Source organism: Prauserella aidingensis, from assembly GCF_024171865.1.
GTDB lineage: Bacteria > Actinomycetota > Actinomycetes > Mycobacteriales > Pseudonocardiaceae > Prauserella > Prauserella aidingensis.
The window spans coordinates 163,524-185,448 of record NZ_JAMTCN010000005.1 but is presented as its reverse complement, the minus strand read 5'-3'; the positions used below and the strand labels follow the sequence as shown (position 1 = coordinate 185,448).

General features: G+C 70.0%; 18 protein-coding genes and 1 pseudogene. 9 read left to right on the top strand and 10 right to left on the bottom strand.

The genetic code is table 11. From position 1 onward, the window contains the following. Positions 1-18 precede the first annotated feature (18 nt). From LY13_RS08550 to LY13_RS08535, 4 genes are all read left to right on the top strand, one after another. Positions 19-930 carry a metal ABC transporter permease gene (locus LY13_RS08550; protein ID WP_253827873.1) on the top strand — a complete coding sequence of 304 codons (912 nt, stop codon included), beginning with the start codon at positions 19-21 and terminating at the stop codon, positions 928-930. Continuing rightward, positions 927-1,793: a metal ABC transporter permease gene (locus LY13_RS08545; RefSeq protein WP_253827762.1), complete on the top strand. Its 867-nt coding sequence runs from the start codon at positions 927-929 to the stop codon at positions 1,791-1,793. The genes LY13_RS08550 and LY13_RS08545 overlap by 4 nt, the downstream gene beginning before the upstream one ends. Positions 1,794-2,027: 234 nt before the next feature. Beyond that, positions 2,028-2,402 carry a VOC family protein gene (locus LY13_RS08540; RefSeq protein ID WP_253827761.1) on the top strand — a complete coding sequence of 125 codons (375 nt, stop codon included), beginning with the start codon at positions 2,028-2,030 and terminating at the stop codon, positions 2,400-2,402. Between the two features lie 64 nt (positions 2,403-2,466). Further along, positions 2,467-3,234, top strand: coding sequence for an MBL fold metallo-hydrolase (locus tag LY13_RS08535; RefSeq protein ID WP_253827760.1), 768 nt, complete (start codon positions 2,467-2,469; stop codon positions 3,232-3,234). A 121-nt stretch (positions 3,235-3,355) separates the two neighbouring features. Here LY13_RS08535 and LY13_RS08530 read toward each other — a convergent pair whose 3' ends face one another. Then, complete coding sequence (locus LY13_RS08530) at positions 3,356-4,357, bottom strand: dimethylarginine dimethylaminohydrolase family protein (RefSeq protein WP_253827759.1); 1,002 nt, start codon at positions 4,355-4,357, stop codon at positions 3,356-3,358. Positions 4,358-4,430: 73 nt separating this feature from the next. Between LY13_RS08530 and LY13_RS08525 the strand changes: the two genes are divergently transcribed. The 4 genes from LY13_RS08525 to LY13_RS08510 all read left to right on the top strand — a co-directional run bounded on the left by LY13_RS08525 (position 4,431) and on the right by LY13_RS08510 (position 8,199). Then, positions 4,431-4,877, top strand: coding sequence for an Lrp/AsnC family transcriptional regulator (locus tag LY13_RS08525; protein ID WP_253827758.1), 447 nt, complete (start codon positions 4,431-4,433; stop codon positions 4,875-4,877). Positions 4,878-5,057: 180 nt separating this feature from the next. After that, on the top strand, positions 5,058-6,977 hold the full coding sequence (locus LY13_RS08520; protein WP_253827757.1) for a 2-oxoacid:acceptor oxidoreductase subunit alpha: 1,920 nt from the start codon (positions 5,058-5,060) through the stop codon (positions 6,975-6,977). Further along, on the top strand, positions 6,974-7,138 hold the full coding sequence (locus LY13_RS08515; RefSeq protein WP_253827756.1) for a hypothetical protein: 165 nt from the start codon (positions 6,974-6,976) through the stop codon (positions 7,136-7,138). Before LY13_RS08520 ends, LY13_RS08515 begins: the two co-directional genes overlap by 4 nt. Beyond that, on the top strand, positions 7,135-8,199 hold the full coding sequence (locus LY13_RS08510) for a 2-oxoacid:ferredoxin oxidoreductase subunit beta (protein WP_253827755.1): 1,065 nt from the start codon (positions 7,135-7,137) through the stop codon (positions 8,197-8,199). Before LY13_RS08515 ends, LY13_RS08510 begins: the two co-directional genes overlap by 4 nt. Before the next feature lie 169 nt (positions 8,200-8,368). Here LY13_RS08510 and LY13_RS08505 read toward each other — a convergent pair whose 3' ends face one another. Together LY13_RS08505 and LY13_RS08500 are read right to left on the bottom strand one after the other, a co-directional pair. Further along, positions 8,369-8,668: a HigA family addiction module antitoxin gene (locus LY13_RS08505; RefSeq protein WP_253827754.1), complete on the bottom strand. Its 300-nt coding sequence runs from the start codon at positions 8,666-8,668 to the stop codon at positions 8,369-8,371. Between the two features lie 10 nt (positions 8,669-8,678). Then, positions 8,679-8,957 carry a type II toxin-antitoxin system RelE/ParE family toxin gene (locus tag LY13_RS08500; protein ID WP_253827753.1) on the bottom strand — a complete coding sequence of 93 codons (279 nt, stop codon included), beginning with the start codon at positions 8,955-8,957 and terminating at the stop codon, positions 8,679-8,681. Positions 8,958-9,148: 191 nt separating this feature from the next. On the opposite strand from LY13_RS08500, the gene LY13_RS08495 reads away from it, so the two are divergent. Further along, positions 9,149-10,555 carry an NAD(P)/FAD-dependent oxidoreductase gene (locus LY13_RS08495; RefSeq protein ID WP_253827752.1) on the top strand — a complete coding sequence of 469 codons (1,407 nt, stop codon included), beginning with the start codon at positions 9,149-9,151 and terminating at the stop codon, positions 10,553-10,555. On the opposite strand, the gene LY13_RS08490 is transcribed toward LY13_RS08495, so the two are convergent. From LY13_RS08490 to nuoL, 7 genes and pseudogenes are all read right to left on the bottom strand, one after another. Next, complete coding sequence (locus LY13_RS08490; protein WP_253827751.1) at positions 10,552-11,415, bottom strand: SDR family oxidoreductase; 864 nt, start codon at positions 11,413-11,415, stop codon at positions 10,552-10,554. The genes LY13_RS08495 and LY13_RS08490 overlap by 4 nt on opposite strands. After that, positions 11,412-13,355 carry a BCCT family transporter gene (locus tag LY13_RS08485; RefSeq protein WP_253827750.1) on the bottom strand — a complete coding sequence of 648 codons (1,944 nt, stop codon included), beginning with the start codon at positions 13,353-13,355 and terminating at the stop codon, positions 11,412-11,414. Before LY13_RS08485 ends, LY13_RS08490 begins: the two co-directional genes overlap by 4 nt. Before the next feature lie 252 nt (positions 13,356-13,607). Continuing rightward, positions 13,608-13,820, bottom strand: a pseudogene (locus LY13_RS26150) (sunset domain-containing protein); the annotation flags it as partial. Between the two features lie 1,844 nt (positions 13,821-15,664). Then, complete coding sequence (locus LY13_RS08475) at positions 15,665-16,693, bottom strand: polyprenyl synthetase family protein (RefSeq protein ID WP_253827749.1); 1,029 nt, start codon at positions 16,691-16,693, stop codon at positions 15,665-15,667. 178 nt (positions 16,694-16,871) lie between these two features. Further along, the gene (nuoN, locus tag LY13_RS08470; RefSeq protein WP_253827871.1) at positions 16,872-18,446 is read right to left on the bottom strand and encodes an NADH-quinone oxidoreductase subunit NuoN; all 1,575 of its coding nucleotides are present in this window, start codon (positions 18,444-18,446) and stop codon (positions 16,872-16,874) included. Positions 18,447-18,452: 6 nt separating this feature from the next. Further along, positions 18,453-20,000, bottom strand: a complete 1,548-nt coding sequence (locus LY13_RS08465; protein ID WP_253827748.1) for an NADH-quinone oxidoreductase subunit M — start codon at positions 19,998-20,000, stop codon at positions 18,453-18,455. Beyond that, a complete protein-coding gene (nuoL, locus tag LY13_RS08460) occupies positions 19,997-21,913 on the bottom strand; it encodes an NADH-quinone oxidoreductase subunit L (RefSeq protein WP_253827747.1) in 1,917 nt (638 codons plus the stop codon). Before nuoL ends, LY13_RS08465 begins: the two co-directional genes overlap by 4 nt. Between the last annotated feature and the right edge of the window lie 12 nt (positions 21,914-21,925).

Genomic DNA, 21,925 nt, shown 5'->3' with positions numbered 1-21,925 from the left:
GCCGGGCCGCTCGGCGGGTTGCTGGACGCCCTGCCACTGTCCTATCCGGACGCGGTGGTCGTCGTCGGCACGGCGGTCGTCGGCTTCGTCGCGGGCCTGCTCGGCCCGTTGGCGGTGCTGCGCCAGCGGAGCATGTTCGGCGACGCGATGAGCCACGGCACCCTGGCGGGCGTCGCCGTCGCGTTCCTGATCACGGGCGCCAAGGTGCCGGAACTGTTGCTCCTGGGCGCGGCGGTCTCGGCCACGCTCGCGGCGTTCGCCATGATCGCGTTGGAACGCGTGGGACGGCTGCACGCGGACGCGGCGATCGGCGTCGTGCTGTCGGTGTCGCTGACGCTCGGCATCGTGCTGCTCACGGGCATCTCGGAGAGCGGCAACGCGCAGCAGTCCGGGTTGGACGAGTACCTGCTCGGCCAGACCGCGGGGATGGTCGAACGCGACGTCGTCGTCGCGCTCGCGCTGGCGGGTGTCGCCGTCGCGGCGATCCTGCTCGGGTTCCGACTGCTGCGGTCGGCGACGTTCGATCCGGGGTTCACCGCCGTCGCGGGTGTGCGCACGTGGGTGGTCGACGCGGCGAGCACGGGACTGCTGGCGCTCGCCGTGGTGCTCGGCGTACGCACCGTCGGGGCGATCCTCATGGTCGCGCTGCTGGTCGCCCCGGTCGTCGCCGCGAGACAGCTGACGACGCGACTGGCGGCGCTGCTTCCGCTGTCGGCCGTCGTCGGCGCGGTGTGCGGCGCGGCGGGCGGGCTCCTGTCGGGACGTGCGGAACTGCCGGCCGGTCCGGTGATCGTGCTGTTGGCGACGGCCGTCGCGGTGCTGTCGGTCGTACTGGCGCCGCGGCGCGGCGTCATCGCGCGGGCGCGCTCCGGCAGGCTGCGACAGGGGCGGATGCGACAGGGCAGGCTGCGACAGGAGCGCGCGCGATGACACCCGACGACGTGATGATCATCGTGATCGCCGGGCTGCTGTCGACGTCGTGTGCGGTGCTCGGCGGGTTCCTCGTGCTGCGCGGCCAGGCGCTGCTGCCCGACGCGGTCAGCCACGCCGTCCTCCCCGGCATCGTGCTGATCTTCCTGCTGACCGGCGAGCGGGCGTCACTGTGGACGGTCGCCGGGGCGACGGCGTTCGGCGTGCTGTGCGTGCTCGGCACGGACTGGCTACGGCGCAGCGGCGTCGTCGAGTCGGACGCCGCACTGGCCCTGGTGTTCCCCGCCCTGTTCTCGCTGGGCATCCTCGGCATCAGCCGTTTCGCGTCGGGCGCGCACATCGACCTGGACTCGGCCATCTACGGAGACCTGACGTTCGCACCGCTGCGCACGATGTCGTTGTTCGGGGCCGACGTGCCGCGGTCGCTGGTGATCACCGCTGGCGCGACGGTCGCCGTGGTGGCGCTGGTCGTGACACTGTGGCGCCCGTTGCAGGCGGCGTCGTTCGACCCGGCGTTCGCCGAGCTGGCGGGACTGCGCGGCCGGTTGATCGGACAGGTGCTGCTCGTCGCCGTGGCGGGACTCGCCGTCGTCGCGTTCGACAGCGTCGGCGCGATCCTGGTGATCACGTTCTTCGTCGTCCCCGCATCGACGGCCCGGCTGCTCACCGCGCGTCTCGGGCCGATGCTCGTCGTCGCGGCGGCCTGCGGATGGGTCGCCTCGATCGCGGGACACGGCGTCGCGGTGTCGCTGGACACCTCCATCCCGGGCACGATCGGCCTCACCAGCGGCGTGCTGTTCGTGCTCGCCCTGGTACTGGCTCCCCGCCGCGGCCTCGTGGCCCGCCGCCGCGCCCGCCCCTGACCCGCGTGTCCCGCGCCCGGACCGTTGTCGCGGATTCGGGGACGGGCGCGTGTTGCGGGTCTGGGGGCGCGTGTTGCGCTCTCAGGGGACCGTGTTGCGGCTCTGGGGGCTCGTGTTGCGGATCCCGGAGGCCGTGTTGCGGATCCGGGGGCTCGTGTTGCGGGTTCGGGGGCGCGTGTTGCGGACTCCGGGGCGCGGGTTGACGTCGGCGTGTCCCGGGTGGACAGTGCCCCCATGCTGCGCATCGGAACCATCGTCATGGGCGCCTCCGACGTCCGCAGGGCCGTCGCCTTCTGGAGCGCCGCGCTCGACTACGTGCCGCGCGACGGCGTGGTCAACGACGACTTCGTGGTACTCACCCCGCGGCACGGCCACGGCCACGGAGTGTCCGTCGACTCGAGCGAGGCCCCGGTTCAGGAGTACCCGCGAGTGCACCTCGACCTCTATGCCGACGACGCCGACGAGCAGGAGGCACAGGTCGAACGACTGGTGTCGCTGGGCGCGTCGCGGGTCGACTGGGAGTTCTACCCCGACGATCCGGATTTCGTCGTGCTCGCCGACACCGAAGGAAACCGCTTCTGCATCATCGACACCGCACACGGCGGTTAGCGCCGAGCGCCCCTCGCCCGGAAAACGCCTCGCACCGCAGCGGGAACGGCCGTAACCTGCGCGGATGCCGCACGATCAGCTCATGGTCACCGTGCTGGGTTCGGCAACGCCGTACGCCACGGTCGACAACCCGTGTTCGGGCTACCTCGTCACCCACGCCGGCGCGCGGATCTGGGTCGACGCGGGCAGCGGAACCCTCGCCGAACTGCAACGGCACGTCCGCGTGGACGAACTCGACGCGATCTGGATCTCGCACCTCCACGCCGACCACAGCGCCGACCTGCTCACGGCCTACTACGCACTGCTCTTCGCCGACATCGACGTCGCCGCGCCGATCCCGCTGTACGGCCCACCGGGCACCGCCGACCGGCTGGCGCACTTCCTCACCAACGGCACCGACCGCAGCCCTGTCGAATCGGCGTTCGCGTTCCACGAACTCCACGACGGTCACCGGGCCACGATCGCCGCGACGACGCTCACCAGCCGCGCCGTCGACCACGGCATGCCGGCGTTCGCCGTGCGCATCGACACCGCCGAGGCGTCGTTGACCTACTCGGGTGACACCGGGCCGTGCGCCGCGCTCACCGAGCTCGCCGCCGACACGGACACCCTGCTGTGCGAGGCGGAAAGTGACGAGGCGCCCGCCGTTGAGCCCCAGGTGCACCACACGCCGGAGGACGCCGCCGACACCGCCCGATCCGCACGGGCACGCCGGCTGGTCGTCACACACGTCGGCCGGTCGATGACGCCGGCCGACGCCGCGGAGCGTGCCGCCGACCGCCTGGGGAGGGACGTCGCCTACGCGGCGCCGAGGCGGGCGTTCACCGTCTGACGACCCCGGTGCCGCGAGCCCGAGCGCAGGAGACGCGGTGAGTGGCAACCCGCCGACGCGCCGGTGAGAGACGGGCAGCGCCGAGTGCAGAACTCGCGAGTCCGAGTGCAGGACACGCGGGCTACTTGCGGATCTCCAGGGTGCAGCACTTCGGACCGCCGCCCGCCTTGCGCAGCTCCGAGATGTCGACGAACCGCACCTCGTAGCCCCGCTCGGTGAGCTGGTCGCCCAGGCCGGTCGCCTCGACGGGCAGGACGACGTGGCGGCCGTCGGAGATTCCGTTGAGCCCGAAGCATTCCGCGTCAGCGGCTGTGGCCTGCACCGCGTCCGGGAACAGCCGCGCCAGCACACGCCGTGAGCCTTCGGAGAACGCCTCCGGGTAGTAGGCGATCTGCGCCCGGGCAGGACCGGCGGCACCGCCTCCGTCTCCCCCGGAACCCGCAACACGATCCCCCGAGCCCGCAACACGCGCCCCGGGATCCGCAACACGCGCCCCCGAATCCGCAACACGGGCCCCCGGATCCGCAACACGGGCGGGTGTCTCGGCGGGGGTCGCACCGTCGGATTCGCCGGACAGCACGAACAGCGCCGTGTCCAGGTGGTAGTAGCGCTCGTCGATCAGGTGCAGCGACACGACCGGCACGCCGAGCGCCTCCTGCGCCTCGGCGTGGGCACCCGGGTCGGTGCGGAAGCCGGTACCGGCGAGCAGCACCCGGCCCGTCCAGACGAAGTCGCCCTCGGCCTCGTTGATCTGCCGGGGCATCGTGACGTCGCGGAACCCGTTCTCGACGAACCAGCGACGGAAGTGCTCGGCCTCGGCGGCCCGTTCCGGTGCGCGGAACCGCGATCCGAGTACGCGGCCGTCGACGACGGTGCCCGAGTTGGCGGCGAACACCATGTCCGGCAGCCCTGGCTGCGGCGGCACCTCGTCGACCGTGTGGCCCAGCTCGCGATAGGTGTCGCGCAGCGTCGTCCACTGGCGCATGGCCAGCTCCGTGTCGACGGGCCGATCGGGGTCCATCCAGGGGTTGATCGAGTACTCCACCGCGAAGTACCGCGGCGGGCACATCAGATAGTGGCGGGGCGTCGGGACACGTACGGGCAGCGCGTGGTCGCCTGTCATGCTTCGAATGTAGAACCGCCCGGTCACGCAAACAATCGACGAAGATTGCGCATCAGTGTGCTAATCATTGCGCATGAACACCTTGGACCAGCGGATCGTTTCCCGGCTCGTGGCCAACGCGCGGTCGAGCTACGCCGAGATCGGCAAGGAGGTCGGGTTGTCGGCGCCCGCGGTGAAACGCCGCGTCGACCGCCTGCTCGACGACGGCGTGCTGCGCGGGTTCACGGCGGTGGTCGACCCGGAGGCTCTCGGGTGGGGCACGGAGGCGTTCGTCGAGGTGCACTGCCAGGGCAACGTCTCCCCCGGGCGCATCCGTTCGCACCTGGAGCCACTGCCCGAGGTCGTCGCGGCCTACACTGTCTCGGGTGCTGCCGACGCGATCGTGCACCTGCGCGCATCCGACATCCACCACCTGGAATCGGCGCTCGAACGTCTCCGCGGCCTGGAGATCATCGACCGCACCGTGTCGACCGTCGTGTTGTCGACTCTTCTGGAGCGTTCCCCGAATCCAGGCGAATGATTACCCTGAAACGGACGCCCGGCGACCCCGCCGTCGTCTCAGGTCGTGGAATCGAGGGACTACTACGGACGCGTCATAGGTAAGGCAAATCACACCGGTCCGCTCGCCCCGAAAACAACAAGTAATCTCGAAGTATTGCGCGCTGGGCGCGCCAATCGTCAGAGAGGGATTTCCTGGCCCATGAGCACGAGTGCGAACGGCAGCGCAGCGGCCGGCACCGAGGCGTTGTCGGCATCGAGGCCGACGGAGGTCAATCGGCTCGAGCGTGTCGTGATCCGGTTCGCCGGCGACTCCGGCGACGGTATGCAGCTGACCGGCGACCGGTTCACGTCGGAAGCGGCGGCGTTCGGCAACGACCTGGCGACCCTGCCGAACTTCCCCGCCGAGATCCGCGCACCTCAGGGCACGATTCCCGGCGTCTCGAGCTTCCAGGTGCACTTCGCCGACTACGACATCCTGACCCCCGGTGACCGCCCCGACGTGCTGGTGGCGATGAACCCGGCGGCGCTCAAGGCCAACGTCGCCGACGTGCCCCAGGGCGGCACGATCATCGTCAACACCGACGAGTTCGGGAAGCGCAACCTCGCCAAGGTCGACTACGAGTCGAACCCTCTCGAGGACGACTCGCTGTCGGCGTTCGAGGTGCACGAGGTCGCCATGTCGACCCTGACGCAGGGCGCGCTGGCCGACACCGGCCTCGGCAAGAAGGACGCCGAGCGGTGCAAGAACATGTTCGCGCTCGGGCTGCTGTCGTGGATGTACCACCGGCCGACCGAGGGCACCGAGGCGTTCCTGCGGGAGAAGTTCGCGAAGAAGCCCGACGTGGCCGAGGCGAACGTGCTGGCCTTCCGCGCCGGCTGGTACTACGGCGAGACGACCGAGGCGTTCGGCACGACGTTCGAGATCGCGCCCGCCAAGCTGCCGTCGGGCACGTACCGGCAGATCACGGGCAACACGGCGCTGGCCTACGGCATCGTGGCGGCCGGGCAGCAGTCGAAGCTGCCGGTGCTGCTCGGTACGTACCCGATCACGCCGGCCTCGGACGTGTTGCACGAGCTGTCCAAGCACAAGAACTTCGGCATCACCACGTTCCAGGCCGAGGACGAGATCGCCGGCATCGGCGCCGCCCTCGGTGCGGCCTACGGCGGTGCGCTGGGCGTCACGTCGACGTCGGGGCCGGGTATCGCGCTGAAGGCCGAGACGATCGGGCTCGGCGTGATGACCGAGTTGCCGCTGGTGGTCATCGACGTGCAGCGCGGCGGGCCGTCGACGGGTCTGCCGACGAAGACCGAGCAGGCCGACCTGTTGCAGGCCTACTTCGGCCGCAACGGTGAGTGCCCGGTGCCGATCGTCGCGCCGTCGACTCCGGCCGACTGCTTCGACATCGCCCTCGAGGCCACGCGGATCGCGCTGACGTACCGCACGCCGGTGTTGCTGCTCTCGGACGGGGCGGTCGCCAACGGCTCCGAGCCGTGGCTGATCCCGGACGCGAGCACGCTGCCGGATCTGTCGGTCGCGTTCGCGACCGAGCCCAACGCGCCGGACGGGTCCGGCGAGCACTGGCCCTACCAGCGCGACCCGGAGACCCTGGCCCGCGAGTGGGCGCTGCCCGGCACGGCCGGTCTGCAGCACCGCATCGGTGGTCTGGAGAAGGCCGAGGGCAAGGGCAACATCTCGTACGACCCCGACAACCACGACAAGATGGTGCGGCTGCGGCAGGCCAAGGTGGACGGTGTCGACGTGCCGGACGTCGAGGTCGACGACCCCAGCGGCGGTGACGCGCGCGTGCTGGTGCTGGGCTGGGGGTCGACCTACGGTCCGATCGGCGCGGCGGCCCGGCGGGTGCGGGCCAAGGGCATGCCGATCGCCCAGGCCCACCTGCGCCACCTCAACCCGCTGCCCGGCAACCTCGGCGAGGTCCTCGGCTCCTACGACCACGTGGTCGTTCCGGAGATGAACCTCGGCCAGCTGGCGATGCTGCTGCGCGCGAAGTACCTGACCGACATCCAGTCCTACACCAAGGTCGCCGGACTGCCCTTCAAGGCCGAAGAACTCGAAGGCGTCTTCACCGACATCATCAGGGAGGTCAACGCAGCATGACCACCACCGACGACGCACTCGGTCCCGCGGAGGCGGGCAGCAACACCGACGACGCACTCGGTCCCGCGGAGGCGGGCAGCAACACCGACGACGCACTCGGTCCCGCGAAGGCGGGCAGCAACACCGACGACGCACTCTTCTCCGCGGAGGCGGCAGCATGACAGCCACCGACCTGGGCCTGCCCAGCATGGGCGGGCTCGATCTGGTCCCGACGACCGACGAGCCGCAGAAGGCCAAGGAGTACAAGTCCGACCAGGAAGTGCGCTGGTGCCCGGGGTGCGGTGACTACATCGTGCTCAACACCATCCAGTCGTTCCTGCCGACGCTGGGGCTCAAGCGCGAGAACATCGTGTTCATCTCCGGGATCGGCTGCTCGAGCCGGTTCCCGTACTACATGAACACCTACGGCATGCACTCGATCCACGGCCGCGCGCCGTCGATCGCCACCGGCCTGGCGACGACCCGGCCGGACCTGTCGGTGTGGGTCGTGACCGGTGACGGCGACGCCCTGTCCATCGGCGGTAACCACCTGATTCACGCGCTGCGCCGCAACGTCAACCTGAAGATCCTGTTGTTCAACAACCGGATCTACGGCCTGACGAAGGGCCAGTACTCGCCGACGTCCGAGCCGGGCAAGGTCACCAAGTCGACGCCGATGGGGTCGGTGGACACGCCGTTCAACCCGGTGTCGCTGGCGCTGGGCGCCGAGGCGACGTTCGTGGGCCGCGCGCTGGACTCGGACAAGAAGGGCCTCACGGAGGTGCTCGGCGCCGCCGCCGAGCACCGCGGCAGTGCGGTCGTGGAGATCTACCAGAACTGCCCGATCTTCAACGACGGCGCGTTCGACATGCTGAAGGACTCCGGCGAAGCCGCCCAGCGGATCATCCCGCTGACGCCGGGTGAGCCGATCCGGTTCGGCCCCGAGGGCGAGTTCGGTGTCACCACGACCGGCTACGGCGGTCTCGACGTGGGCAAGGTCGCCGACATCGGCGAGGACAACCTCGTCACCCACGACCCCTCGATCGAAGACACGGCCTACGGTTTCGCGCTGTCCCGCCTCGGGGACCAGCACCTCAGCCACATCCCGACGGGAATCTTCCGTCAGGTCCAGCGGGAGACCTACGACGACCAGGCCCGCGCACAGGTGCAGCAGGCGCAGGAGGCCAAGCCCGGCGACCTGCAGGCCCTGCTCACCGGCAAGGACACCTGGACGGTCGAGTAGCGACCCGGGCCTGAGGCGAGGGCCCGGGTCGGCTCATGGCGGATTCCGTGGATCCTCGCAGGCACCTGACGGCCTATGTGGTTGTCAGTAGGTCACGCAGAACGCTCGGCCGGGGTCTCCCGGCCGAGCGTTCTGCGTGTGCACTACGGACTGCCGAATCAGCCGGACATCACGCCGAGATCGGTTGGATCTGCTCCAGCTCGTCGCCGAGCGCATCGCGCGCGATCTCGCGGTCGTAAAGTTCCTGCAGTCCGGTCCAGAACCCCTCGGACATGCCGAAGAACCGCGACAGGCGCAGCCCGGTGTCTGCGGTGATGCTGCGACGTCCAGCGATGATCTGCGACAGGCGTCCCTGATCGACGCCGATGGCCTTCGCGAGCCGGTACGCGGTGATGCCCATCGGCTCGAGGAACTCCTCCTTGAGGATCTCGCCGGGGTGCACCGGCGGCATGGTGGGCGCGGTGGTCATGTCTCGCTCCCTAGTGGTAGTCGACGATCTCGACGTGCTCGGGTCCGCTGTCGGTCCAGGTGAAGCAGATGCGCCACTGGTCGTTGATGCGGATGCTGTGTTGTCCTGCGCGGTCGCCGCGTAGTTGTTCGAGTCGGTTGCCGGGCGGAACTCGAAGGTCGTCGAGCTGCCCTGCCTTGTCGAGCATCGCGAGCTCCGTCCACGCCCGTCGTCGAACGTCGGGTGGCAGCCGGGTGTCGCGACGGCGCCAAATCTTCTCGGTGTTCTTGTTCGCGAACGATCGGATCATGGCGCCATGCTTGTGAACTTCACAAGTACTAACGTACGCCAATACTAGCGAGGTGCGCAAGCATCGCTCCGACTCACGTAATCCGGTCACGACGATGACTCGTCGAGCACGCCGCGCCGCGTAGCGCCGGTTTCGCCGCACGGCCGACCGGGAAGGCCTCGGGTCGCAAGCCGACTCGACGAAGGGGCAGCATGACCCGAACCCGAGTAGTGATCGTCGGCGGAGGATTCGCCGGATACCACGCGGCGCGGCAGCTGACGAAGACGGTGGACCACGGCGAGGTCGACATCGTGCTCGTCAATCCGACCGACTACTTCCTGTACGTTCCGCTGTTGCCGGAGGTGGGTTCGGGGGTCGTCGACCCTCGCTCGATCACCATCTCGCTGCCGGGAACGCTGCCGAACGTCCGGTTGGTGCTCGGCGAGGTCACGACGGTCGACCCGGACGGCCAGAAACTGTCCTACGAGGACCCGGAGGGCAACACGGGCTCGTTGTCGTTCGACCGGTTGGTGCTGGCCGCGGGCAGTGTCAACAAGCTCCTGCCGATCCCGGGAGTGGCCAAGCACGGTCACGGGTTCCGCGGCGTGCCCGAGGCGCTGTACTTCCGCGACCACGTGACACGGCAGATCGAGCTGGCTGCCATGACCGACGACCAGCGGGAGCGGGACGCCCGCTGCACGTTCGTCGTGGTCGGTGCCGGTTACACCGGTACCGAGGTCGCCGCGCAGGGACCGCTGCTCACCGAGACGTTGGCCGCGCGGCATCCGGAACTGCGTGACCAGCCGATGCGCTGGAAGTTGCTGGACCTCGCGCCGCGGGTGCTGCCGGAGCTCGACGAGCGGTTGTCGCGCACGGCGGACGCCGTGCTGCGGGAGCGCGGCGTCGAGATCCTGACGGAGACCTCGATCACCGAGAGCACCGAGGACGGCGTCACACTCAGCACCGACGAGTTCGTGCCGACCCGGTCGTTGGTGTGGTGCGTGGGGGTCCGTCCCGATCCGCTCGTGGAGTCGCTCGGCCTGGAGACCGAGCAGGGCAGGCTCGTGGTCGACGAACACCTGTCGGTGCCGCCGTATCCTCGCGTGTTCGCGTGCGGGGACGCCGCCGCGGTGACCGATCCGAGCCATCCCGACCGGCTCACCCCGATGACGGCGCAGCACGCGGTGCGGCAGGGCAAGCTGGCCGCGCGCAACGTCGCCGCTTCGCTGGGCCTCGGCACGTTCGCGTCCTATCGGCACCGCGACCTGGGTTTCGTCGTGGACCTCGGTGCGGGCAAGGCGGCCGCCAACCCGCTGCACATCCCGCTCTCGGGACTGCCAGCCAAGGTCGCCACGCGCGGCTACCACCTGGCGGCCATGCCCGCCAATCGACTGCGGGTCGCCACCGATTGGGCGCTGGAGGCGGCGACGACGCGGCCGCGTGTCCAGCTGGGACTGGTCCGTTCCGGGAGTGTGCCGCTGGACACCGCCTCTCCCGAACTGCCGCAGCCACGCCCGGAACCGGCGAGCGCAGAGTCCGACGCCAGCGCCGGTGCCGGCTCCGACTCCCGCTCCGACTCCGGCACCGACGTGGGCACCGGCGACGAGGCCCGGCGCTAGCCGGGCATCGTCTCGCCGCCGACCGGGGCCAGCACCTCGCCCGTGTAGTACGACGACAGCTGGTTCGCCGCGAAGAACACGAACGACGGCGCGATCTCGTCCGGGTCGGCGGCCCGTCCCATCGGCGCCTGCTCGCCGAAGTCCTCCACTTTCTCCTCCGGCATCGTGGCAGGGATAAGTGGTGTCCACACCGGACCCGGCGCGACGCAGTTGACCCGGATACCGCGGTCCATCAGGGACTGGGCGAGCGAGTACGTCAGCGACTGCACCGCGCCCTTGGTGGCCGAGTAGTCGATGAGGCTCTTGTTGCCGCGCAGCCCGTTGACCGAGCCGGTGTTGATGATCGCCGACCCGGATCCCAGGTGCGGCAGCGCCGCCTTGGCGACCCGGAAGAAGCTGTGGATGTTCACCTCGAAGGTGCGCAGCCACTGCTCGTCGCCGATGTCGTCCGGCCGGTCGTAGGGTTCCTGCGTGGCCACGTTGTTGACCACGACGTCGAGCCGGCCGAGCTCGCCGACGGTGCGCTCGACCACGTCCACGCAGTGGCGGGCGTCGCCGAGGTCGCCGCGCAACGTCAGGCAGCGACGCCCCTGTTCCCGCACGAGTGACGCCGTGTGCTCGGCGTCGCCGTCCTCGGACAGGTAGGCGAGTGCCACGTCGGCACCCTCCTTGGCGAAGGCCGCGCAGACCGCGCGGCCGATGCCGGAGTCGCCGCCGGTGACGAGCGCGACCTTCCCGGCGAGCAGGTCGCGGCCGGTCCAGTCACGCATCTCGTCCCGCGGCTGCGGGGCCAGCCCGCCGCTGCCGCCGGGCGGGTCCTGCTGCTGCGGTGGGGGCGAGTCCTCGGGGCTGGTGCTCATGGTTCCTCCTGGCGATCGGGACGTCCGTGCTGTTCGCGCGGAGCTCGGTCGGGCTCGCGGTGCGGTTCGGCGTGGTCGTCGGGCCCGGTGGCGCCTTCCGCCCGGTCCCTGCGTCGGCGGAGGCGGGACAGCGTGCGGATGGGCGTGCGTTCGGCTCCGCGGTTCCGGATACCGGCGGTGCGACTCAGGGCGTAGTCGATGCGCTTGTCGACCTCCTCACCGAAGTACTCCTCGAAGTTCTGCTCCAGCTCGTCGGCCAACCGCCGGCGGCGCATCCGCCGCTCGGCCGCCATCAACTTCCGGTGTTCCCTGTGCAGTGCCCGGTACGTGGCGACGCACATCAGGATCAGCACGATGCTGAACGGCAACGCCGTGGCGATCGCCCCGGCCTGCAACGCCTCCAGACCACCGGCGAGCAGCAGGCCGATCGCGACGAGCCCTTCCAGCACGGCCCACAGGACCCGGCTCCACACCGGAGGATCCGGATGTCCCCCGGAGGCGAGCATGTCGACCACGAGCGATCCGGAGTCCGAGGAGGTGACGAAGAAGACCGCCAACAGCAGGAGCGCGATCACCGACAGCACCGTGCCGAGCGGCAGTCCTCCCAGGACGGTGAACAGGCTCTCCTCGGCGACCAGTTCCTCACCCGGCGACCACAGGTCACCGGCACCGAGCAGCTGCCGGTGGATACCGGTGCCTCCCAGGACCGCGAACCAGACGATCACGACGACGGTGGGAACGAGCAGCACGCCGGCGACGAACTCCCGGATGGTGCGGCCGCGCGAGATGCGTGCGATGAACACGCCGACGAACGGCGCCCAGGAGATCCACCATCCCCAGTAGAAGATCGTCCACGTGCCCTGCCATTCGCGGCCCGCGTCGCCGGTGTAGGTCGCCGCGTCGAAGCTCATGCCGAGCACGTTGGTCAGATAGACGCCGAACGACTCGACGAGGTCGCGCAGCAGGAACAGCGTCGGCCCGAGTAACAACACGGAGATCAGCAGGACCGCGCCCAGCGTCAGGTTGATGTTCGACAGCCACCGGATGCCCCTGGACAGGCCGCTGACGACCGAGATGAGGGCCAGGAGGGTGACGACGGCGATCAGCACCACGAGTGCGGCATCGCTCGCCTCGCTCAGCACACCCATCGTCGACAGGCCGGTGGCGATCTGCTGCACGCCCAGCCCCAGCGACGTGGCCACGCCGAACACCGTGCCGATGACGGCGAGCACGTCGATCAGGTCACCGATGCGGCCTTTGACCCTGTCCCCGAGCAACGGCTCCAGCGCCCACCGGATCGACACCGGCCTGCCCCGGCGATGGATCGCGTACGCCAGCGCCAAGCCGATCACCGCGTACACCGCCCAGGGGTGGAAACCCCAGTGCAGAAAGGTCTGTGCCATGCCGAGCTGGGCCAGCTCCGTGCCGGATCCCTCGGTGCCGGGCTTGGGGTCCGAGGTGGCGAACGCCAACGGTTCGCCCACGCCGTAGAAGACCAGCCCGATGCCCATTCCGGCCGCGAACAGCATGGCGAACCACGACATCAGGCCGAATTCCGGTGGTTCGTCCTCTTTGCCCAGCGTGATCGTGCCGAACCGGCCGGCACCCATCCAGACCGCGAACACGATGAAACCGGCGATCGCGACGCTGTAGAACCACGCCGCGCCGCTGACGACGCCGCTCTGCACCGACCTCAGCACCTCGCCCGTCGGACCGGGGAAGACGATGGCGATCAGCGACACCCCGGCCACGACGAGCAACGCGGGCCAGAACACCGCGGGTGTGATGCCGCCGCGGCCGATCCGGACGCCGTGCCTGCGCAGCTGCTCGTCGACGCTCTCGTCGGTGTGTTCCCGTTCGGAGTGCTGCTCCTCGTGAGCCGAATCCGGCGGGTCCGCGGTCTCCGCGGCGACTCCGTCACCTTCGTGCGATTCGGTCACGCGGTCTCACCTCCGATCGGCGTTCCCGCCGCATCTCCCGCCGGACGCGGGACCGCAGGCCGAACGGTCACAGCGTGTCCCCCTTTTCCGACGCCGACGGCGCGAGCACGTCGTACCCACAGTCACGCGAGCGGAAACAGCGCGCACGCATGCGTCCCGCGGCGCCACCCCGACACGACGAAGGGGCCACCGGAACGTGTCCGGCGGCCCCTTCGGAAAACCGCTCGATCAGGTGGGAGGTTCCCGGTGGTGTCAGCTCAACGGGCGGAAGCCCACGCGTTCGGCGTCGGCGGGGCTGCGGAACCAGACCTCGGCCACCATGCGCGGATACTGCGGCGAGGCGTCCGTGACGTACCGCAGCGCCGTGACACTCGCCTTCACCGTGAACTCCGGCGACGGGCTGCCACCTCCCGGTAGCGGCATCGCCGATCCGGGTCCGAACGGTCCGGGCTTCGGCGCGTCGGTGTCCGCCTGCTCGGCCGGCTCCTCCGCCGCAGTCTCCGCCGCGACGTCCTCCCGGGCCGTGGCGGGCTCGCTCGCGCCGAGTTCTCCGGACATCGGCTCGTCCCCGGTGGGCACCTGGCCGGCAGGAGTCACGAACTTCGTCAGCTGCTGCGCACCCGACGACGGCTGCCCGGCCTGGTGCCCCGCGTCCGCGGCGGGTTCGGCGGCGGGCTCGGACGCGGACGACTCGCCCGGCGAGGCCGGTTCGAACAACGAACCGCTCTGCGCCGCGGCATCGGGTTCGCGACGGGTGATCGCCCGCATCGACGGCTGGACCGGCTTCGGCGCGTCGAACCCGCCCGGCGGCCGCTGCCGCGGCGTGCGCTTCGGCAACACGTTCGTCTGTTCCGCGGGGTCCTCGTCAGGGCCGGCGTCCGGCCCGCCGAACGCGTACGCAGGCGGATCCGCGGGGAGTTCGCCCGCACCGTTCGACGTGAGGTCCCCCGCGTCGGCGGCCACCGGCTTCCCGGCTCCCGGCTCCGGTGCGCTCGCCGTGTCCGCATCGGGCCGGTCCACGTCCGGGGCATCGGCATCCGCATCGTCGTCGACCGGGGCGTCCGCAACGTCGTCGTCGGCCGGGGCAGGATCGAACAGGCTTCCCGGCCGTTCGGCCCGGTACCTCGCCTGGTCACCCGCGTCGCCCTGATCACCTGCGACCGACTCGGCGGGGTCGGCGTGGTCCGCACCGCCGGACCGGCCCGCCGGATCGTCGAGTCCACTGTCACGGAGCGCGTCGACGGAGAACTCGGTGGTGGCGTCGAACGACGTGACGGGCTGGAACGGCGCCCCGAGATGCAACGCGGAACCGGCCGCAGCGGACGTGCCCGGCCGGTCGCCCGCCGGATCGGCGTCCCGCTCCTCGGGACCCGCGCCCTGTTCGGGCGCGGCCGCGACGGCGGGGTCACCCGCGCCGGGAAGGGAGTCGACGCCGATGAACCGGGTCGACTCCGCGTCGGCCACGTCGGCGTCCGTGTCGGCCGTGCCCGGCACACTGCGCATCTCGTCCGGGTCGAGTACCGATGAGACCGGCGCGTCCTCGTCCGCACCCGCATCGGCGGGCACGTACCGCGTCCGGTCGTCGGGGTGCTCGCCGTACCCGACGTCGTCGTAGTGCCTGTCGTCGTAGCGGCCGGCGTCGTACTCCGTGTCGTCGTAGTCCGCGTCCTCGTAGTGCCCGTCGTCGTAGTCCGGGGCGCCGTATCCGGACTCGGCGTAGCCGGGGCGGGCGTGGTCGTCCCGGTCGTCGCCGCCGGTGGCCTCCGCGCCGGGACGGCCGTCGTCGTACGGCCCGTGAGCGTCGTCGGCCGGGGCGAAGGCCCGGTATCCGTCGGCGTAACCGGCGTCGTAGTCCGCGTCGTGGGCACCGCGGTCGCCGGGAACCTCGAGGTCCTCCGGCCGGTCAGCGAGGTCGAAGTCGTCCTCGTAGCCGCCGCCCGCATAACCGTCGCCCGCGTAGCCGCCGAGGCTGTCGCGCTCGAGCCACGAGGTCTCGGGTTCCGGTCTGTCGCCCGCGTCGACGTCCCCGCTGTTGCCGTGTGCGCCCGTCCCTGCCAGGGCTTCGTCGGCGTCGCTGAACGGATCACTGCGCTCCGTCCGCGTCTGCGCCGTACCGGCCGCACCGAGGGCGGGCTCGGAGATACGGCGGAGATCGGCCTCGCGGGCCACGAGTCTCTCCTCGAGGCTGCGGATCTGCTTACGCGCGGGCCGAACCAGGAAAACCCAGGCCAGGAAGGCGCCCAGCGCGAAAGCGATCGCGCTGAACACCCAGACCTGCCCGAAAATGGACATTGGTGCGGTGTCCTCCCTCAGTGGGTGCGTGCGACGAGGTAATCGGCGACCGATTCGCAGGCATCCCGCGCCGGTGTCGGCGGCAACGCCGCCAGCTCCGTCCTCGCGCGCTGAGCGTAGCCTGAAAGAGTGGTGCGTGCGCGTTCCAGGCCACGCGACGAACGCAACAGTGTCAATGCCTCGGCGACCTCGGCGTCGTCGGTGATCGGGCGGCTGAGCAGCTCGGCGAGCCGCGGGTCGGGCCTGTCCTCGGCCAGTTCGTACAGCATCGGCAGCGTCTTCACGCCCTCGCGCAGGTCCGTGCCCTGCGACTTCCCCGACTCGTCCGACGGCGAGTCGATGTCGATGATGTCGTCCGAGATCTGGAACGCCGTGCCGATGAGGTCGCCGAACCGCCGCAGCGCCTCGATGTGCTCGTCGGCCGCGTCGGAGAGCATGCCGCCGAACCGGCCCGACGTGGCGATCAGCGAGCCCGTCTTCTGCCCGATGACGGTCAGGTAGTGCTCGATCGGGTCCTCGCCCTCACCGGGGCCGACGGTTTCCCGCATCTGGCCGGTGACCAGCTCACCGAAGGTCTCGGCGATGATCCGCGCCGCGTCGGTGCCCAGGTCGGCGACGAGCCGCGAGGCGTGCGCGAACAGGAAGTCGCCGGTGAGGATCGCGACGGTGTTGTCCCAGCGCGCGTTGACGCTCTCCGCACCGCGGCGCATCGTGGCCTCGTCCATGACGTCGTCGTGGTACAGCGTCGCCAGGTGCACGAGTTCGACGGCCGCGGCGGCGGTGATCACCCCGTCGCGTGCGTCCTCGCCCGCGGTGCCGAACTGGCCCGACAGCAGCGTGAACAAGGGGCGAAAACGTTTGCCCCCGGCTTCGACCAGGTGCCGCGCGGCCTCGTTGACCGCGGCGACGTCGCTGCGGACGACCTCACGCAGCAGCTGCTCCACCGAGCCCAGGCCACTCGCGAGATCGGTCAGCAGCGCTTCGTCGTCGATCCGCAGTCCGACGGAGGCCCGCAGTTCTTCGATGGCGCCGTCACGCACTGACACTACTCGCTCCCGCCCTCTCGGCACTGGGTTGCACGGCCGGTTCTCCTCCGGGCGCCGCGTCTGGCGTCCGGCCAAAACCGGTCCCAGCCTACTGGCAAGTCTTTACGGGGCGATCACGCATCAGCCCTGCTCAGACGTGACCGTCGACACCGCCCGCGGCGCCGACGGCCCGCCATTGTCACCCGCCGAGCGCGAAACCACCCGCTCCCGCCCAGTCCAGTGCGAACGTCGGCAGCAGCCCCAGCAGCAGCGTGACGATCACGCCCAGTGCGATCGACGCCGTCGTGAACGCGCCGGGCACGCTGACCGTCGGCCCGTCGGACGCGGGCTCGGAGAAGTACATGAGCACGACGACCCGCAGGTAGAAGAACGCGGCCACGGCGCTGAAGACGAGCGCGATCACCACCAGCGGGGCCATGCCGTCCGAGAGCGCCGCGGAGAACACGACGAACTTGCCCACGAATCCGCTGGTCAACGGAATACCCGCCAGTGCGAGCAGCAGGAACGTGAACACCCCTGCCAGCAGCGGTGACCGCTTGGCCAGGCCCGCCCACGCGGACAGGTGCGTCGCCTCGCCGGAGGAGTCCCGGACCAGCGAGATCACGCCGAACACCGCGAGCGTGGTGAAGCCGTAGGCGAGCAGGTAGAACAGCGTGCCCGACAGCCCCTCGTCGGTGAGCGCCATCGTGCCGATGAGCAGGAACCCGGCGTGCGCGATCGACGAGTAGGCAATCATCCGCTTGAGGTCGGTCTGGGTCAGGCCCAGTACCGCGCCGACGGCCATCGAGATGATCGCCACGGCCCACATCACGCCGCGCCACTCCCAGCTGGTGGCCTCGAACGCCACGGTCAGCACGCGGAGGATCCCGCCGAACGCCGCGACCTTGGTGCACGCCGCCATGAACGCCGTCACCGGCGTCGGCGCGCCCTGGTAGACGTCGGGCGTCCAGGTGTGGAACGGGCCGACCGAGCCCTTGAACAGCAGGCCGACCATCAGCAGGCCCAGACCGGCGAACAGCAGCGTGTCGCTGCGGTCCGTGCCCGCGGCGGCGGTGGCGATGTCGGCGAGCTTCACCGAGCCCGCGTAGCCGTACAGCATCGCCAGGCCGTACAGGAAGAACGCGCTGGCGAACGCCCCGAGCAGGAAGTACTTGACCGCCGCTTCCTGCGACAGCAGCCGCCGCCTGCGGGCGAGGCCGCACATCAGGTACAGCGGAAGGCTCAGCACCTCGAGGGCGATGAACATCGTCAGCAGGTCGTTGGCGGCGGTGAACGCCATCATGCCGCCGAGCGCGAACAGCGCGAGCGGGAACACCTCGGTCTGCATGCCGGTGGACTGCACCTGCGCGCGGTCCTGCACCGTGCCGGGCGCGATGCCCGCCTGCGCGACGAACGACCCGCCCGGCTCGACGGACCGGTCGGCGATCATCAGCACCGCGGCGACGCTCAGTGCGAGCAGCGTGCCCCACAGGAACAGCGCGGGCGTGTCGATCGACAGCGTCCCCGCCATCGTCAGTACGCCGTGGGAGGGCCGTCCGCTCACGTACGCGCCGAGCGCGATGCCCGCTGCGGCGATCGACCCGAGCGTGAGCACGACCTGTCCGGACCAGCGCTGGTGCTTCGGCACGAACGCCTCGATCAGCACGCCGACGCACGCGGCGCCGAACACGATCACCATGGGCAGGATCGCGCCCCAGTCGATCCCGGGGGCGTCGACGGTCTGCACTTGCTGCGCGAGAAACGGATTCACGATGGCCGGTTACCTTTCCTGCACCGCGGTGATGGTCTGTTCGACCGACGGGTTGACGGTGTCCAGCACCGGTTTCGGGTAGAAGCCGAGCCCGATGATCAGCACCACGAGCGGCGCGAGCGCCGCGATCTCCCGTCCGCCCAGGTCGCGGATCGTCTTACGGGCGCCCGCCTCCGGTGCCGCCGCGGTGCCCGGCCCGGGCGCCGCGGCCAGCATCGCGTCACCGCGCACGGGCCCGGTCATGATCCGCTGGTACAGCCACAGCACGTACGCCGCGGCCAGAACCATGCCGACCGTGGCGACGACCGCGTACGCGGGCCGGGTGTCGAACGCCCCCAGCAGCACGAGGAACTCGCTGATGAACGAGTTCGTACCCGGCAGCGACAACGCCGACAGGCCCGCGATGAGCAGCATCGCCGCCAGGACCGGTGTCACCTTGGCCATGCCGCCGAACGCGTCGATCCGGGTGTGGCCGCCGCGCGCCGCGACGATGCCGAGCACGAGGATCAGCATGCCGGTGGCGAGGCTGTGGTTGAGCATGTACGTCGCCGAGCCGGCCACGGCCTGCTGCGTGAAGGCGAAGATACCGAGCGCGATGAATCCGAAGTGGGCGATCGACACGTACGCGACGAACCGCCGCATGTCGGTCTGCCCGGCCGCGAGCATCGAACCGTAGATCACGCCGACGACCGCGAGCACGAGCACGACCGGGGCGAGTTCGGCGCTCGCGTCGGGTGTCATCGGCAGGCTGTAGCGCAGGAAGCCGAACGTGCCGACCTTGTCGAGCACACCGACGAGCAGCACCGTCACGGCCACCGGCGCCTGGCTCGCCGCATCGGGCAGCCAGGTGTGGAAGGGCACGAGCGGCGCCTTGATCGCGAACGCGAGGAAGAAGCCGAGGAACAGCCATATCTGCGTCTCGAGCGGAGCCTCGCTGACGACTTCCACCAACGTGGCCCAGTCGAACGTGCCCTCGCCGAGTTCGTCGGCGGCCAGCGAGTAGGCGCCGATCGCCGACGCCAGCATGATCAACCCGCCGAGGAACGAGTAGAGGAAGAACTTCACCGCCGCGTACTGCCGCCTCGGCCCGCCGTAGCCGCCGATGAGGAAGTACATCGGGATGAGCATGATCTCGAACAGGACGTAGAACAGGAACACGTCCGTCGCGGCGAACACCGCGATCGTGAGGGACTGCTGCACGAGGATCAGCGACAGCAGGCCGCCCACGTCCTTGCCCTCGGGAATCTTGTCCGTCGAGCGCAGCAGCGCGATGACCACCGGGACGAGCAGTGCGATCACGGCGATCATCAGCAGCGCGATGCCGTCGATACCGAACGAGATGTGCACCCCGAACGCGGGGATCCACTCGAGCGACGACACCTGCTGGAGCCGTTCGCCGCCCGGGTCGTAGCTCAGCCACAGGGGCAGGATCAGCACGAGCTCCACAATGGACACCGCGAACGCGGTCATCGTGGCCAGCCGGTCGTCGCGGCGCAGGAACGCCACGGCCACCGCGCCGAGCAGCGGCAGCAGGATCAGTGCGAGCAGCCAGGTCATCCGAACCTCACCAACAACAGTGCGCCGACGATCAGGAACGAGCCGCCGAGCATCGACAGTGCGTACGAGCGGACGAAACCGGTCTGCATCCGGCGCAGCCGTCCGGAACCGCCACCGAACGCGGCGGCGAGCCCGTTGACGGCGCCGTCGACGCCCCGGTTGTCGAGGAACACCGCGGAGCGCGTGAGCCACATGCCCGGCGTCGCGACGAGCGCCTCGTTGAGCGCGTTGCCGTACAGGTCCTTCCGCGCGGCGCGCACGGGCCACGACACCCGCTCGGGCCGCTGCACCGACGTGTACTTCGAGGACTCTGCGTCACGCCGGCCGAACAGTGCCCACGCCCCGAGCACGCCGAGCGCCGACACGAGAACCGTCAACCACGGGATCAGCGCGTGCGGCAGCACTCCGTGGTGGCTCTCCTGCAATGCGCCGACCGACGGGCTGAGGAACTCGGCGAGCGTGTCCCCGCCGATGAGCAGCGCGCCCGCGCCGACCGAGCCGATCGACAGCACGATCATCGGTGCCGTCATCGTCGGCGGCGACTCGTGGGGATGGAACTCGCGGCCGTCGGCCGACGTCGTCTCGCGCCAGCGCTCCTTGCCGAAGAACGTCAGCAGCATCAGGCGCGTCATGTAGAAGCCGGTGATGCCCGCGGCCAGCAGCGCCGACCCGCCGAGCACCCAGCCGCGCCAGCCCTCCTGGCCGAACGCCGCCTCGATGATGGCGTCCTTGGTGAAGTAGCCCGACAGGAACGGGAAGCCGATGATCGCCAGGTAGCCGAGTCCGAACGTCACCGCCGTGATCGGCATCTTCTTCGCCAGGCCGCCGAACTTGCGCATGTCGACCTCGTCGTTCATGGCGTGCATGACCGAGCCGGCGCCGAGGAACAGTCCGGCCTTGAAGAAGCCGTGCGTCAGCAGGTGCGCGATCGCGAGCGCATAGCCGAACGGGCCGAGCCCGACGGCGAGCATCATGTAGCCGATCTGGCTCACCGTGGAGTAGGCCAGCACCTTCTTGATGTCGTCGTAGGCGCAGCCGATGATCGAGCCGAGCAGCAACGTGAAGGCACCGACGAGCGCGACCACCAGCCTGCCGTCCTCGGTCAGGTTGTAGATCGGCGAGCCGCGGGCGATCAGGTAGACGCCCGCGGTGACCATCGTCGCGGCGTGGATCAGGGCCGACACCGGCGTCGGACCCTCCATGGCGTCCGGCAGCCACGCCTGCAGCGGGAACTGACCGGACTTACCGCACGCACCCAGCAACAGCAGCAGCGCGATCGCCGTGACCACACCCGGCGAGACGTCCCCGATGCCGGCGAACACCGCGTCGTAGCTGGTGCTGCCGATGTGCTTGAACATCAGGAAGATCGCGATCGCGAGTCCCACGTCGCCGACGCGGTTCATCAGGAACGCCTTCTTCGCCGCGGTCGCCGCGGCGGGGCGGTCCGTGTACCAGCCGATCAGCAGGTACGACGCGAGGCCGACGCCCTCCCAGCCGAGGTACAGCATCACGAAGCTGTTGCCCAGCACCAGGATCAGCATCGACGCGACGAACAGGTTCAGATAGGCGAAGAAGCGCCTGCGGTCCCGGTCGTCGGACATGTAGCCGATCGAATAGACGTGAATCAGCGCGCCGACGCCCGTGATCAGCAGCACGAACGTCATCGACAGCGGGTCGATCCGCAGCCCGAAGTCGACCTGCAGCGCCTCGACCGGGATCCACGACCAGAGCGTCGTGTCGACCGCCTGACTCAGCGATTCCGACGCGAACAACGCCAGCGCGTACACGAAGGACGCCGCGACGGTCGCACAGCCGAGCAGGTGGCCCCACGAGTTCGTGCGCTTGCCACCGACGAGCAGCACGAGCGCACCGAGCGCCGGGAACGCGACCAGCAGCCACGATGATGCGATCACAACTTGCCCCTA